This is a genomic window from Bacillus sp. NEAU-Y102 (genome assembly GCF_054788175.1).
Genome location: NZ_JBTWFK010000001.1, coordinates 116,887 through 132,344 on the forward strand (window position 1 = coordinate 116,887; position 15,458 = coordinate 132,344).

The following is a 15,458-nucleotide window of genomic DNA, read 5'->3' on the forward strand; positions in this document are numbered from 1 at the left end:
ATTTAATTGAATATCATTTTTGATAGGTAATTTTTTTGAAAAATTTAACCCTGTTTTAAAAAATTTAAATAGCGTTACTACATATTGAATGTAGCAACGCTATTGTTTTCTATATTAGAAATTAAACATCTTTATTATCGCTATACGGAAGACAGTTTCAGGTCTTTTCATGTGGGGATTCCTCTAAACCAGTCCCCCCTAATTCACTTGTTGTCTCTGAAAATAGTCATTTAAAAATATAGTTGCTAATTTCATTTCACTCTTCCTTGCACCCAAGTGGCAATATCATTTATAACATACTCTGGGATATTAGCAGGACTATACTATTCATCCGATTGACTTAATTCTCCTTCTCCTTCTGTAAAGAAGTGATTTAACTTTTGATACAGTCAATAATCAATGTTATCTCTCTCTTTTAATTGTTATTTCCAAAAAGGATTATCTATCATTCTTTATAAATTGCAAAATTTAAGGTCGGCAAAGGATTTCTATTTTTTATAAACAGGTGGAATGCTTTGTGGAAAATTGAAAATATCTTCTGGATCGTATTTAGCTTTCACTTGAGTCAATCGTTTAAAGTTTTCACCATAATATAAATCCGACCAATCTTTCATTGAGAGGTCAGGTGTGTTAACATAGACACCTTTCGTAAAAGGAATCAACGCGTGACGAAAAGCTTCTACCCAACGAATCCCTTGTGCAGCTCCCTCAGGTTTGTCCCAAGTGGAAAATAACACCATATTCATTAGAGCTTTTCGATAAAAATAAGCAGTTGCTTCCTCGGGTACTGCAGAAACAGTCCCCCCTAAGCCCTGAAAAAATATAGAAACAGTAGAATTAGGTGGACATTGACTCATAAAATGTTGAATCGTAGCAATACCTTCTTCAGGTAATAAAGAATCCATAAAAGGTGCTACGCTTTTAAATGGAAAAGGAGTTGTAGGCTGATGATTGGATATTAACGTTATAGCTTCTAAATAAGAGAGTTCTTTTATGTCTACCTTTATAGGTGATCCAATTTTGAGAAGTGGTTGTATCAATTTCTGTAAGTCTGTAACTGATCCATGAAAAATCCCATGCATCAACACAGGAGCTGTCTTTTCTGAAGACAATAATAATGTAGGAGTAAAGCGTTTATCAGAAGTAGGTAGAGTATACTTTTGCCATTCCTGTATAACGGCTTTTAAATCTTGATGCCTCCAACTAACTTCAACAAAACCAACAGTCTTAATTTCCTGAGTACGAAAGCGAAAAGATGTACAAATACCGAAACTTCCGCCTCCACCACGTAAAGCCCAAAATAGATCAGGATGCTCCTGATCATTAACCTGCAATACACAGCCGTTAGCATCAACCATTTCTATTTCTACGACATGATCAAGTAGTAGTCCTAATGGTCGAGAAAGAATACCTTGCCCACCACCTAGCGCTATTCCTGCGATAGCTGGTTTAGGACAGACCCCATTAGGAATAGCTAATCCCTCTTTCCCAAGAAGCTCAGCTAGATGGAGATTTTTACAACCAGCTCCTACTGTAACAGTTTTTGATGTTGGATCTATTTTTATTTGATTTATCTCACTGACATCAATTACAATACCACCATCTAAAACTGACAAGCCTTCATAATTGTGCCCTCCTGAACGTACTCGGATAGGTACGTTATTATGTAACGACCATCGTACTGCATTCACAACGTCTTGAGTATTTTGTGCAAAGACAATAACAAAAGGGAATCTATTAAAAAATGTGTTGAACGCTTGACGTGCTGAATCATATTGCGCTTCACCAGGCGATACAATACGTCCTGTTAAACTTATATTTTCATCATAGAGCATATAGAAACCTCTCTCTCCGTACAAAAATTTTTAATGCTATCATGCTAATAATATGTATGTAAAAAAAAGTAAGAACCGCCAATTATATTGGTGATTCTTACTTTTTTTCATAAAATTAAACAAATCCGTGCAGCTTTTAAATCGACAAAAGCCGTTTTTGAGCCTTTATTTTTACTATATGGCGTAGTGACGCATACCTATCAACCTTGCTTGATGGTGATAGGACACGGCAACAATCCTTTCTCTTTCGGGCTACTCATTATAAATAATAGATTTTCAGGGTGAAACTTTAACTTATGAGATTATAGCATTACAAGCTTTAAAGAAAACTCATACAAATTAATCCTATTAAATAAAACTTGCCAATGGCCCCTAAAAGTAGTAATCGTTGCCGCGCCCCTTCTTAGATAAAAGATAAATTTTTAATTTAAAATCTAAAATAAATAGTTTATGGACCGTAGTGCTAGTCCACCTATTATTTCTAAATTTCTTGTACCCATTCAAAATAATCAATAAAACGAGGTCCGATTATGTCTATACTTCGTATAAATAACATCATTACATTAATCTTTTTTCGGGAGTACAATCCCTTTATATAATTGAACTGTAATCAAGTAATAAATCGAGTAAATTACTACAAAAATAACAAGTGGTAACCAAATACGAAAGTACGGATCGATTAAAAGCGATCCAAACATGTTCATACCAACTAATATGTGAGTAATCCCCACAATTGCTGGGAATAAGAATATGAAGAATAACTCTTTATAGATTGATTTTGTTAATAATTCTCGGCGAACACCAATTTTACGAAGCATTTGATAACGTGCTACATCTTTTGATGCTCCCGACAGAACTTTAAACATTAAGCAACTTGCCATCATTGCTAAAAATGCAACTCCAACGAAAAAGCCCATAAACATTAGTCCGCTGGAAAAATCATGACTCATAATATATTTTTGATACTTACTATCCAATTCTTCCGCTTTCACATTTTTATATTTTGCTATCTGTAATTCATCAAGTTTTTTCCATTCTTTTATGTATGATCCAAAATCATCTGTTTTCCCTATAAATACAGTACTTTCTTTACCCTTCAACCCATCGTATATGTTTTGTTCTACAATTTTGATTTCATAATCAGGATACATATAATTTGGCTGGATCGTTCTGAAAGCCTGAATCCATTGTTTTGTGTCGATCTCTCCTTTAACCCATTTTATTGAAAATGCACCAATTGGTATTTCCTCTGAAACTTTCTCTATTTTCATACCTTGCAAGAAAGGACGATTTTTTTCTACATCTTCTTTAAGATAATAAACATACCTATCATCAACTTTGTAATGGTATTCAAATTTTTCTTGAAATAAGATACCACCCAAAATTGTCTTTTCTTCCGCAGTTGGATTATGAATGACTGAATCGTAAATTCGCATTTGATCTGTCATGTTTATAATGTTGTTTTTAAATGCCATACCACAAGCAATTCCACCAGCACCAAGAGCCACTAAAATTGCTACTGTTGCAAGCACATTTGTTAGACTATTAATGCGGAAATTTAATTGTGCAAAAGTAAAAGCATTGAGGCCTTTTTCACTACGTTTTTTATTACTCTTTAGCTTGTTAATCATAACTGGAAGAAGGGATCCAAATATAAGGTAAGTACCAACGGTTGCTGAGATTAATCCAACGGCCATTAATCCCAAAGCAATTAGCGGATTTGCATATGACATATAGATCAGTGATGCATAACCAATACCTAATAAAAGAATACCAAGGAATGCAATTACAACTGTCATTTTTCCTTTTATGGCAACACGTTCTGTTTGTGCATCTGCATGTACAAGTTGCAGTACAGAAATACGCGATAATTTAATACTATTCATAATTGCAGATAATACAAATAGTGCAAAGAAGAAGACGCAAGTAATAGCTATTGATGGCAGATAAAATGCTTTATAACCTTCACCAGCAAACTCGAGTTGTTTCATTAATAACTGACCGATTCCTTCTGCAAGTCCTACACCAACTGTAATACCAATCGCAAGAGACGCAGCGCCTAATACGATTGTTTCGATAAACATAAGTAATGTAACTTTATGCTTTTTTGCTCCTAACATCATATACATACCAAATTCTTTTTGACGAAGAGCTGATAAGAAAGAGTTTGCATATAAAATATAAAAAAATGTGATAACCGCTAACAAAAAGGAACCAATTTTAAAGACAGCCACAATATCCCTAATAGAAGAGTTAGATTCAAGGAACGTTTTATTGGATGCTAGCGTTTGAAACATATAAAAAGTTGAAATAGAGACAATAAGACCAACAAGTAAAACAATGTAATCTTGCAACTTACTTTTTAGGCCTGACATAGAAAGCTTAAATAACATGATTGAACTTCCTTCCTTACGCTTTTTGTGTGCCTAAGTTTGCAAGCACGTCTAAAATTTCTTTATAGAATTCTTCACGGGTACCACCGCGATGAATTTCTTTATATAACTCACCATCTTGAATGAATAAAATACGCTGACAGTAACTTGCGCTATAAGGATCATGCGTAACCATCATAATGGATACACCTTGCTCTTTATTTAAGCTTGTCATGGCATTAAGTAAACTCGTTGCATTTTTAGAATCTAGAGCTCCAGTCGGTTCGTCTCCCAAAATAATTGCTGGTTCATGAACTAACGCACGTGCTGCTGCAGAACGTTGCTTTTGTCCACCAGATACTTCAGAAGGATATTTTTGAAGTATAGCTGTAATACCTAACATATCAGCTACTTTTTCTACTTTCTTTCCAATATTACGAGATGAAACACCTTGAAGTGAAAGTGGGAGTGCGATATTTTCATAGATAGATAAATTTTCTAATAAGTTAAAGTCTTGGAAAATGAACCCTAACTTTTGTGAACGAAAATCAGAAAGTTCACCTTGCTTCATTCTCGTAATATCCGTTCCTGCAATTTCAACAATGCCGCCTGTCGCTTTATCTAACGTTGAAATTACATTTAATAATGTTGTTTTACCAGAACCAGAAGGCCCCATAATACCGACAAACTCCCCCTCTTGAATTGAGAATGATACACCTTTTAATGCATGTGATTGATTCTCACCTTTTTTACCGTACAATTTTTGAATGTTTTTTACATCTACAACTGGCTTTATCATTTATATCCTCCTACATTTTTTATTTCATTACAATAAGCTACTACGTTTGTTTACTACTAATAAAATAGTCATATTGCATTCACCCTAAAGCTACAATGAAGTCTTTCCTTTTTTCTTCTTTGCTCACCTCATCACTTTGAATACACCCATGATAAACTATGAAAATTAGGAAACACCCTGTAAAATCCTTAAGAATTCTTAAGTTTTATAAAAAAAGCTTATGGAACCTGTAATTCCATAAGCCGGTCTATTTGATTGGATGTTCAACAATAAAGGACATCCAGCCATCTTCATATTCTGCATGTATATTACCATCATGAAGTTCAACAATTCTTTTTGAGATAGCAAGTCCCAGTCCATTTCCTTGATCATTTTTTCTTGCCTTATCACCCCTGAAAAACCTTTCAAACAATTTATTTGGATCGCTAACAGGCGGTCTCTCGACTTTATTTGATACTTTTAAAATTGCTTTGTTATCCATTAATTCAAGACATATGAATAATTGGGATGGTTTCATGCTGTACTTTATCGCATTCATAAACAGATTTTCATATACACGTACCATTTTTTCTGCATCTATGAAGATAGGTATTATTTCTTGTGTAATTGATTTTTGAACGATTAAACTTTCCTTTTCAAATATAGGAATGTATTCTCCAACTATTTGCTCCAACAGACCTGATAAATCAACTTCATTAAGATTTAACTTAGCATCTATGCCTGATAAACGAGTATATTCAAACAGCTCATCAATTAAATATTTCAGTCTCTGTGACTTTGAATAAGTGGTTTCAAGGTATTCCTGTAATTGTGTGTTATTGTTGTATTGCCCTCTTTTTAATAAATCTAAATAACCAATAATAGATGTCAACGGTGTGCGTAAGTCATGAGATACGTTAGTTATGAGTTCATTTTTTGTACGTTCTAATCGTCTTTCTTGTTCAAATGTATTTTCCAATTCCTTAGACATATAGTTGATATTTTTAGCAAGTTGGGTCAATTCGTCCTTCCCCTTAATCCCAATTGTTAGACCTAGTTTTCCATTGGCAATATCATTCACGTTATCAGAAATAAGCTTCAAATATACTATTTTCTTTCGAACCAATATCAAAAAAAGTATAATAAAGGTAAAGATTGCGAACGCGAATAAGAACAACATTGCGACATTGAATTCAAACATACCAAATTCTTCGTGTTTTATAAATAATGGATCTATGACGTATGCCAAAATGAGGATTGTTAAACCAAATGAAATAAAAAAACTAATTGCAACAGCACCAAGAAGTTTTATAATGATCTTATTTCTGAAACTAACATTCTTCATATTTTATACCCAATTCCCCAAACAGTTTTAATGTAAATGGGATGTTTAGAATCCTCTTCAATTTTGTCTCTTATTTTTGTAATATGCACCATGACGGTATTGTCTGATTTATAAAAAACCTCTTTCCAAACTGCTTCATATATTTTTGCTACACTCAGGACAATCCCTTTGTTGCGGGCAAGTAGTTCGAGAATAGCAAACTCTTTTGGAGTTAACCTTGTTTCTTTTCCTCTTACCCATACTTGACGTGTATCTGTATTTACGGTTAAGTCACCAATTTCTAGAATGCTTTTATTATGTTCTACGGACGTATTGTATTTTTTAAATCTTCTTAATTGGGATTTCACTCTAGCGATTAATTCTAATGGGTTAAACGGTTTTGATAAATAATCGTCTGCACCAGAGGCTAGGCCCTGAATTTTGTCTATATCCTCAGATTTTGCAGATAGCATAATGATAGGCATATTGCGATCTTCCCTAATTTTCATACATGCTTCAATGCCATCCATATTCGGCATCATAATATCTAAAATAACCAAATCAAATTCCTTTTCTTCTAACAGTTGTAAAGCTTGTATAGCATCTTCTGCCTTTTGAGTTTTTAGGCCTTCATTTTCTAGATATACAGAGATAAGATTTCTAATCTCTTTATCATCATCAACAATAAGAATTTTTGACTCCATATTATTCCTCCACATTAAATGCAATAAGTATACAATAAAGCATATATTTGTTGTTACTTAATTAATAAACTTACTAGAGATAGTTTCTATCTTTTTTTCTTTAATTAAGACGATTCTTTGTAAAATACACAAAAAGACCGTCACAGTATTGTGACGGAAAAACAGGAAAATTTCAATAACTAATACTATTATTATTTATTTTTAGCTTTTAAGACACCCAGCGCTATTTTGGTTGCTTCTGCAATAAGCTTATCATCGTATTTAGCATCCTCTTTATCATGATTAGAAAGTATCGCAAGAACAATTGGCTTTTTATTTGGTGGCCAAATAATTGCGATATCATTTCTGGTTCCATAAGATCCCGAGCCCGTCTTATCAGCTACTTCCCATCCTCCTGGAACTCCAGCACGAATTAAGTTGTCTCCGGTAGTATTCCTTTTCATCCAATCTATTAATAAATCCCGTTTCTCAGTTGAAAGTACATCTCCTAACGCAAAAGCCTGAAGACTAGTAGCTAATGCCTTTGGGGTACTAGTATCATGTACGTCTCCTGGATGCACTTCGTTTAACTCTGGTTCAAAACGTTCAGGATTTGTAACGGTATCTCCTATTTCTCTCAGTGATTTTTTGAATTCGCTAGGTCCACCTAATTGTTTAAGAATAAGATTTTGTGCAGTATTATCACTATATCGAAGGGAAGCATCTGCAAGCTCTTTCAGAGTCATCCCCCTATCAACATACTTTTCTGTAATTGGATTGTAATTAACAAGATCTTCACGAGTATACAAAACTCTTTGATTTAGATCTTCTATTGATTTCTTTTGTAAAAGTACTCCCACAGCTAAAGCTTTGTGGGTAGATGCGTATGCAAACCGTTTATCTGATTGATACGTAACGGTTTGATTCGTATCAGTGTCCAATGCATAAATACCAAGTTTAGCATCAAATTCTTTTTCAAGTTTAGCAAAAGAATCATTACCAGTAGTTTCTTGTTTGATTTGATTTGTTTGTTTCGTTTGTTTAAGTGATTCAGATTGAGTATTACCATCGGAACAGCCTATAAGCGTTGCACATGAAAGAAATACTACAGGTACCATCTTTTTGTAATGTAAAATGTTAAAAAACTTGTTTAAGACTATCATACATTTTCAACCTCTTTCAAGAATATATAGTTTTTCTAGGTGTTATACATACCGACACAATGAAAAAGTCTATCGGATATCACTCTTCTTGCATCTCACTTTTCATAAAGTGAAATGCAAGAAGCCCTCACCAATCGGGCTTTTACGGGTAAATAGCGGGATAAAATGAGCGAATTATCATGAACACCTGTTTTATACGTATACTTAATAGACAACTTAAGTAACAAGTTTGTTCCATTTTTATCAGTAGTCGTATCTAGAAACCTAAAAAAGTCCATTTAGAAGATCTAAATGGACTTTTTCACTCATATAATCCTATCTATAGTTAAACGAATAAGATTAAATAAATTTAAATTTTCTTGCTTTATCTACTAAACTGTTTAGGCATTTCTTTAACGTGCTTATCATCATCACGCCAATCATAGGTTTCTTTCTGTGAAATATCTAAAGTTTGATCTCCAATTCTAACAATATTCTTATTTACCCATTCAATATATGGATCGGTATCTGGATAATTCCAATATATATTTTTCTCTGAATCTGTATCAAGGTTAACTAATTCACCCCTAACAGCATCCGCACTTAATGATCCTGCATTATGAAAATAAGTCTTGATGAGATATTTTCCATCTGGAGATTTCACTGTTCGAATTAATTCCCCTTTTGGAACACCTTGCAAACTAAAAAATTTCCAATATCCAAACCCAATTATAATTACTAACATAGTAATTATAGTTAGTAATACTTTTCTTTTTGTTTTTTTAATTTCACCTTTTGTATTTATAATACTCATTCAACTCCATTCCATAGAACTAATACCATATTATACCATTAAATAAATGGTATAATATATCAAAAATAAAAATCCTCCCGTAATAGTATTATAAAAAGGGCATGTGATGGTCTCCCTCTTTATAAAGTGAAACTTTAATCCCACTCACCAATCGGGCTACCCGTTAATGCGGGATAAACATGAAAATTCCCCTTTAAGAAAAATATAAAAAATCAGACAGTATACTTGAATTGCTCTTCGCAAGAGAATATACTAATAAAGCAGGCTATGACGTTCCTTCCTTCTAACTTCTTTGGCGAAATAGGGATGTTACTTTCCTGCTAAACACATAGGCTATGACAATTCTTCCTTCTTTTCCAGAAATTTCAAATTGTTTTAGAGTTGTCAATTTCCTATGAAAACAATTAGACTATAAAACCTCTTTCTTCTTTGGGATTGAATAAACTTTAGTTTATCAACCATTGATGTAGAGGTTTTCTTTTCTTAATTAACAAATTACCACTTAACAACTAAATGTTATACCCCTAATTTTCCACTAAAAAATAGCTATGTACCCTCAGTGCATTTCTCTATAATTAGTGTGTTTATGCATGTAAAAATAAAAATCTACCACTGAAAGGAGGACAGTCAGACTATTCCCCTCTTTTATAAGGAGTGAATAGCTGGCGTTCTCATGAAAAATTCTATTTACATAAGAAGAAGTTTGAAAGTAATTATAAAAAGAGAAGAAAATAAACTACCGAACATTTATTTAGCCACTGTTTTAAAAAACTTGGAAAGTTTAGGATTTACTTTTTCCGAGCCTTTAATAGAAGAGTTGCAAACACTTTCGGTTGATACATTCACATCGTTTTACAAAGAGTTGGTAAAACATTTAAAAGAAATGGTTGGTGCACATATTCAGTTTACTCCTATGTATCCAAACTTTCCGCAACAAATGATGGATTTAAGTGACGCTGATTTATACATTAATGCTATTATTCATTATGTGACGTTGCGCCTACCTGTATCAAAAGTAGAAGAACGACTTCCTCTTTTAGATAGCGTTGATTTGAAAGTTATTAACTTAGGAAGTGAAGAAGATTTCAATCAAATGATTTCTCAATTGATTAGTGCAAACAGCTCTATTTCCTCAACTGATAAGACAGATGTAGAATGGGCTATTACACACACTGAAGATGTTTCCTGTTTTCTACCTAATGTAATTCCTCATAAGGAAAATATGTCTTTTATAATTGGAGTTTTATTAATAAACAGAAAAATATCAGCCGATGCTGCTGCAAAGTATTTTAAAACAGCAACTGATGTTCTTCGCCTTGCAGTTGCTTTATCTGAAGGCGATGTGAGTTTAGCATCTTCCGTTCGATTCAAGAAGTTTAACCGAGCAGAAAGACGCTTCCTTTTAGGATTGTTAGAGCAATGCGGAAACATTACTGAAGATATGCTTCGATACAAAAAACGTTGGATTCGTCTAGGTGAAATTCTTCATCCAGCAGAATATCATACTCGTTTCCCAAAAACCCACCGAGCATTTGAGATTCTTCGCAACAACATTAAAGTTGAAACATTTAATGGAAAAATAGAAGCAGCTTTGTTGAATCGTGATATCATGACAGCGAAAAATCTTTTAAAAACTCGCCCTGGGGAATTTGCCAGACGCTTGGATCATTTAATCCGTTTATGTAGTGATAAGTCAACAGATGTTTTCCATATTCTCGAAGAGTTTCTAAGTATAATAGGAGACGTTTCTACTCCTGTATTACTTCAACTCACAGCTCATTTTAAGCATCGAAATGATAAAAATGAATTTCGTACCTTTTTTCCAAAGGGAAATGTAGCAAAAGCTATAGGTATTGAAAATACACTTCCATTTATCTCAGAGGATATTTGTTTAATGATTGTAAAAATGTGTGAAGATACTTTAAAAAATCGCTTCGCAAAACTTCCAAGTCTCGGAAAAGTATTTTTGGATGAACAGTTAAAAAATCACTTAGTTCCCTTCTCTCAACGTTCAGCCAGCAAAGCGCTTCGCACATTATCTCGAGGAAGTAAAGTAGATTTGCCAGAAGGAGATACGATTCGTTTTTTCCTATGGTGGAAAGAAGGCTATGTGAATGGACAACATACAGGACGCGTTGACATTGATTTGTCTGCTGCAATGTACGACGAAGATTGGCAATACAAAGAACATGTATCCTTCACGAACTTACGTTCAAAAAATTTCAAAGCCTACCATAGCGGAGACATTACTTCTGCACCAAAGGGGGCATCTGAATTCATTGATTTCGATATTCCGTCTGTGCTGAAATATGGTGGACGCTATGTAGTCATGACTTTGCTTTCTTACACAGACCAACCATATAAAGATTTACCAGAATGCTTTACTGGTTGGATGGTTCGTCAATATCCTGGTTCAGGTGAAATATTTGAACCTTCTACTGTTCAAGATAAAGTGGATATTACTGCCGACACCCAAATCTCTATTCCAGTTATCTTAGACTTAAAGGAACGAAAATTGATTTGGACAGATTTATCTCTTACAAGAGATCTAACTTATGATAATACCATCGAGGCGAATCAAAAAGGTATGATACTAGTTGGAAAGGCTTTAACTAATTTAGTTAAACCGAATTTATATGACTTGTTCCGATTACATATTGAAGCTAGAGGTGAACTCGTTCAAGACATCGAAGAAGCAGAAACTATTTTCTCTTTGGATAAAGGGATTACTCCTTTCGATATTGAAAAAATAATATCTGATTTTATAGCTGACCCACAAGGCTAACTACATTACAAACATTGATAATGTGTGGAAAATATCCATGTATAATGTCTATGTGAAACAGGACCTGATAGATGCATATCAGGTCCTGTTTTTTATTTAGTAGATACTAAATAGTCCGGTTAATCATTATTCAGCTAAATACACGATACTAATAAAGTAAAATTTATTCGAAAGAAGTTCATTAGTTAATACGTATCTAATTAAGAAACATTCATATACCAGCCCAAACATCTTTTCCATATCGCCCTTCATCTTGCACACGATCCAACCAATTCCTTGCTTCTTGTTCACTGACTTCATGAATTTCTTGATATGCTTGACAAAGGGTATCTTCTACATCCGGAGCCATTTTACTGCCATCACCACATATATAAAGATGAGCTCCATTATCTAATAACGAAATTAAATTGATACTATCTTGTTTTATTAAATGCTGTACATATGTTTTGGGATGTCCCTCTAGACGAGAAAAAGCTGTGTGTAAAGAGATTAATCCATCTCTTTCATCATTTTCTAGCTCTGTACGATAGAGATAATCTTTTTCAGGATGACGACAACCAAAATATAGATGCGCTTGTCCTAAATTAATACCTTTTTGCTTTTGAACACGACGCGCTTGCAAGAATCCACGGAATGGTGCAATTCCAGTACCTGGCCCAACCATAATAATTGGTGTTTCTGGATCTTTAGGTAATTCAAAGTTTGATTGTGGCGTTCGAATGAAACAAATAATCTCATCTTTATTATGACGCTGAGCTAAATAATTAGAAGCGACTCCTTCATATGTCCCTTCTCCACTCCATGCAGGCGCATTAACAACACCGACCGTAATGCTCAGACGATTCTGTGCAACAAGTGGAGAGCTTGAAATAGAATAGTAACGCGGTTTGAGCGCAGGAAGCAGTTCTAAAAAGCGTTCAAATCGGATTTCACAAGCCTCATACTTTTCAAGAAGATCCAACATTGAAATACGTTTCTTTAGTATTTGTTCATGATAGACCCCTTCTTCTAATAATGCTTCCAATTCTTTTTTATGAGGAGGGCATGCTGTGAATGTTACCATTTCTCGTATTTGTGCACGAGTGGCTGCTTCTTGAACTTCGACACTATAACTAAGAAGGTCCAATAAACTAACAGGACTGTCTAAAGGTATGTGATTTATACTTCGTCCACTTGCACTCAGTATGACTTGATCCTTTCCGTTTAATCCAAAGCGTTTTAAAATTCGATTAACATTCTTCTCGCTATTAATTGGCAGCACTCCAAGGTGGTCTCCTTCTTGATATGTAGCGCCTTCTGGCAAGGATACCTCGATATGTCGTGTACTTCTATCGCTGCTGGATGATTGGAGTTCACGATTTTCTAGTATAGTTGCATAAACTGCTTCATATGTTCGTGCAAGAGGAGATCCTCCAAGACGACTGACAAATTGCAGACTCAAAGTACTACGCTCTTTCTCCATATTTTTGTTAAATTCCAATCCAAATGCCTTCATCGCATCAGACCACATGCCTTGTTTCCATTGCTCGAGCTGTTCCTCAAAATCACCACTTGCATCTGCTTCTCCGCGTTTAGAAAACCTTGTTGCTCCTTTTTGAGCCATCTGCTCATCAATGTATCTTGGAATCCGTTGATAGGTACTAGCCCAATTATGATCTCCACAACCAAAAACTGCGTATTGAACACCTTTTAGCTCATCTGGTTTTAGTTCCTCCAACCATTGCACAAACTGTCCTGCATTACTTGGCGGTTTTCCATTATAAGAAGAAGTTACAATAAGAACCGCTCCTTCTTTCGGTAGACTTCCAATTCGATCGTTAAGAGCTACCACTTCCGTTTGAACCCCTTCTAAACTAGCTGTATCTGCTAATTCTCTTGCAATACCTTCTGCTACACCTGTATCCGAGCCGTACAGAACAAGAAGTGAAAGATTATCAGCCCCAATAATAGAAGGTGTCTTCTGAACGTGCTGCTTAATTTCATGGTTTTTCAGCTTGTCCTCTGTAGGTGTAAGAACAGTAGGATGACTAATAGTTTGTTTTCGGGGTAGAATCCTAATCTTAAAATCACCGGGCTTTAGCGTTAATGTTTGTTTTACGTCCAGCTGATAGTTTTGATAATCGATTAATTCAAAATGTTGAAGAAGCATTCCCATTACAAGAGTGGCTTCATGAAGTGCAAATTGCATACCGATACATGCTCTCTGGCCATTTCCAAATGGCTTATAAGCATGATGAGGAACCTTATCCAGCTCTTCAAATCGTTCAGGTTGGAATTCTTCCACATTGTCTCCCCATGCATCTTTATCCCTATGCAGCTGTGGAATAAGAACAGAAATACGATCTTCTCCTTTCTTAATTGGGTATTTCCCGCCAATCACTGTATCTTCTTTTGCATAGAGACTGAATGCTGGAGCGGTAGGCCATAGACGTAGCGATTCATTTAAAATCATCCGTATATACTTCAGTTTCATAACTTGTTGGTATGTTGGAGTAGGATCTGTCAAAATACGGTCTACTTCTTCATAGGCTTTTTTTAACTTATCCGGATTCTTTAATAAAAAGTAAATTGCAAAAGATAACAACCCACTTGTTGTCTCATGCCCAGCTATTAAAAAAGTGATAATTTGGAAACGAATGTTTTCATCATCTAGTTTTTCACCAGTTTCCGGATCTTGTACATTTAACATACGGGAAAGTAAATCATTTTCTTCCTGTTCTCTACTACTTTTACGTTCAGCAATAATATTATCTACTAAAGAAAACATAGACTGGATATCATGCTGAAATTGACGTTTCGTTCTCCACATGAGTTTGTCTTCTATATCCAGCCGCTGCAATTGGTGCATCGCCTCATCTAGAGCACGGCTCATGCTAGTGATAAAAGGATGAGGGGTCTCACGATAAAAGCTATTAAATCGGTAATTAAAACCACATAGACCAATTGTATCTAACGTAAGGCGAGTCATATCCTCCGGAACATCTACGTCTTCATTCGGATTAAGCCGTGCCCATTTTTGAACGAGTTGTACAGCAAGATCGACCATCATGGCATGGTAATCTTTCATTGCCCGTTGGCTAAATGTAGGCATCAAAATATTATGAGCTTTTTTCCAGTTAGGCTCGTGAGTCTCGCTAGTAAATAATCCGTCTCCAGCAAAGGCACGAACCTTTGCCAAAGCACCCTCTATGCTTTTATCGAACCGCGTTTCGTCACAAACTTCTGCTACCAGTTCATGTCCAGAAACGACAATTATGGCATCACTTAAAGTTTGAATTCGAAAAATGGGACCATACTCTTCCGCCAGCTTAATAAACGATAGAGTCGGTTTATCTTTATCGATTAATGGGAGATTACCCAGCGGTCCATATGTTTTCGGCTGAGGAATGGCAGATACTTTTTTTTCCATTTAAAACACCCTTTCAAAAAAGCATGAAATAAAGTGAAACTTTAATCAGTGGGGGTTTTGTTCATCCCCCACTGATTATTAGTTGAACCAATCGGGCTTTTACGGGCAGTTGGTCCCCCACCTAACTTCTTTGCTTCCGCTAAATTTTGAGGTGGGGGTCTTACTGCCCGTTAATGCGGGATAACATATCCCATTTAATAAAGAGGAAATAGCAACTAATCGCCTGGGATAAAGATATGTAATTGATTACCTTATTTTATCTTTCCCTAACTATTCATGATTATGATATTGCGTATAAGCTTGGCAATTAGATTTA

9 protein-coding genes and 1 pseudogene are annotated in these 15,458 nt (G+C 34.9%); 1 reads left to right on the forward strand and 9 read right to left on the reverse strand.

Annotated elements, in window-relative coordinates; genetic code table 11:
* Nucleotides 1–251 precede the first annotated feature (251 nt).
* The 8 genes and pseudogenes from ACYFX0_RS00520 to ACYFX0_RS00555 form a co-directional block, all read right to left on the reverse strand.
* Nucleotides 252–446, reverse strand: a pseudogene (locus ACYFX0_RS00520) (alpha/beta hydrolase); the annotation flags it as partial.
* Between the two features lie 42 nt (nt 447–488).
* The gene (locus tag ACYFX0_RS00525; protein WP_016098693.1) at nt 489–1,835 is read right to left on the reverse strand and encodes an FAD-binding oxidoreductase; all 1,347 of its coding nucleotides are present in this window, start codon (nt 1,833–1,835) and stop codon (nt 489–491) included.
* Between the two features lie 563 nt (nt 1,836–2,398).
* Nucleotides 2,399–4,228 (reverse strand): FtsX-like permease family protein, encoded by a 1,830-nt coding sequence (locus ACYFX0_RS00530; protein ID WP_016077487.1) that lies wholly within the window; start codon nt 4,226–4,228, stop codon nt 2,399–2,401.
* Nucleotides 4,229–4,244: 16 nt separating this feature from the next.
* A complete protein-coding gene (locus ACYFX0_RS00535) occupies nt 4,245–5,006 on the reverse strand; it encodes an ABC transporter ATP-binding protein (protein WP_000595165.1) in 762 nt (253 codons plus the stop codon).
* A 247-nt stretch (nt 5,007–5,253) separates the two neighbouring features.
* A complete protein-coding gene (locus tag ACYFX0_RS00540) occupies nt 5,254–6,330 on the reverse strand; it encodes a sensor histidine kinase (RefSeq protein WP_106082053.1) in 1,077 nt (358 codons plus the stop codon).
* Nucleotides 6,327–7,013, reverse strand: a complete 687-nt coding sequence (locus tag ACYFX0_RS00545; RefSeq protein ID WP_000444082.1) for a response regulator transcription factor — start codon at nt 7,011–7,013, stop codon at nt 6,327–6,329. The genes ACYFX0_RS00540 and ACYFX0_RS00545 overlap by 4 nt, the downstream gene beginning before the upstream one ends.
* Before the next feature lie 191 nt (nt 7,014–7,204).
* Nucleotides 7,205–8,155 (reverse strand): class A beta-lactamase, encoded by a 951-nt coding sequence (gene bla / locus ACYFX0_RS00550; RefSeq protein ID WP_000636466.1) that lies wholly within the window; start codon nt 8,153–8,155, stop codon nt 7,205–7,207.
* A 364-nt stretch (nt 8,156–8,519) separates the two neighbouring features.
* Nucleotides 8,520–8,948: a DUF5412 domain-containing protein gene (locus ACYFX0_RS00555; RefSeq protein WP_000022536.1), complete on the reverse strand. Its 429-nt coding sequence runs from the start codon at nt 8,946–8,948 to the stop codon at nt 8,520–8,522.
* Nucleotides 8,949–9,621: 673 nt separating this feature from the next.
* On the opposite strand from ACYFX0_RS00555, the gene ACYFX0_RS00560 reads away from it, so the two are divergent.
* Nucleotides 9,622–11,733: a TerD family protein gene (locus tag ACYFX0_RS00560; RefSeq protein ID WP_247727456.1), complete on the forward strand. Its 2,112-nt coding sequence runs from the start codon at nt 9,622–9,624 to the stop codon at nt 11,731–11,733.
* A gap of 211 nt (nt 11,734–11,944) precedes the next feature.
* On the opposite strand, the gene cypD is transcribed toward ACYFX0_RS00560, so the two are convergent.
* Nucleotides 11,945–15,142 (reverse strand): bifunctional P-450/NADPH--P450 reductase, encoded by a 3,198-nt coding sequence (cypD, locus tag ACYFX0_RS00565; RefSeq protein WP_106082055.1) that lies wholly within the window; start codon nt 15,140–15,142, stop codon nt 11,945–11,947.
* Nucleotides 15,143–15,458 lie beyond the last annotated feature (316 nt).

Bases quoted from the DNA above. Each gene is read 5' to 3' on its own strand.
- ACYFX0_RS00555 (WP_000022536.1), bottom strand. From the start codon at position 8,948: ATGAGTATTATAAATACAAAAGGTGAAATTAAAAAAACAAAAAGAAAA.
- ACYFX0_RS00525 (WP_016098693.1), bottom strand. From the start codon at position 1,835: ATGCTCTATGATGAAAATATAAGTTTAACAGGACGTATTGTATCGCCT.
- ACYFX0_RS00540 (WP_106082053.1), bottom strand. From the start codon at position 6,330: ATGAAGAATGTTAGTTTCAGAAATAAGATCATTATAAAACTTCTTGGT.
- ACYFX0_RS00535 (WP_000595165.1), bottom strand. From the start codon at position 5,006: ATGATAAAGCCAGTTGTAGATGTAAAAAACATTCAAAAATTGTACGGT.
- cypD (WP_106082055.1), bottom strand. From the start codon at position 15,142: ATGGAAAAAAAAGTATCTGCCATTCCTCAGCCGAAAACATATGGACCG.
- ACYFX0_RS00545 (WP_000444082.1), bottom strand. From the start codon at position 7,013: ATGGAGTCAAAAATTCTTATTGTTGATGATGATAAAGAGATTAGAAAT.
- ACYFX0_RS00560 (WP_247727456.1), top strand. From the start codon at position 9,622: ATGAAAAATTCTATTTACATAAGAAGAAGTTTGAAAGTAATTATAAAA.
- ACYFX0_RS00530 (WP_016077487.1), bottom strand. From the start codon at position 4,228: ATGTTATTTAAGCTTTCTATGTCAGGCCTAAAAAGTAAGTTGCAAGAT.
- bla (WP_000636466.1), bottom strand. From the start codon at position 8,155: ATGATAGTCTTAAACAAGTTTTTTAACATTTTACATTACAAAAAGATG.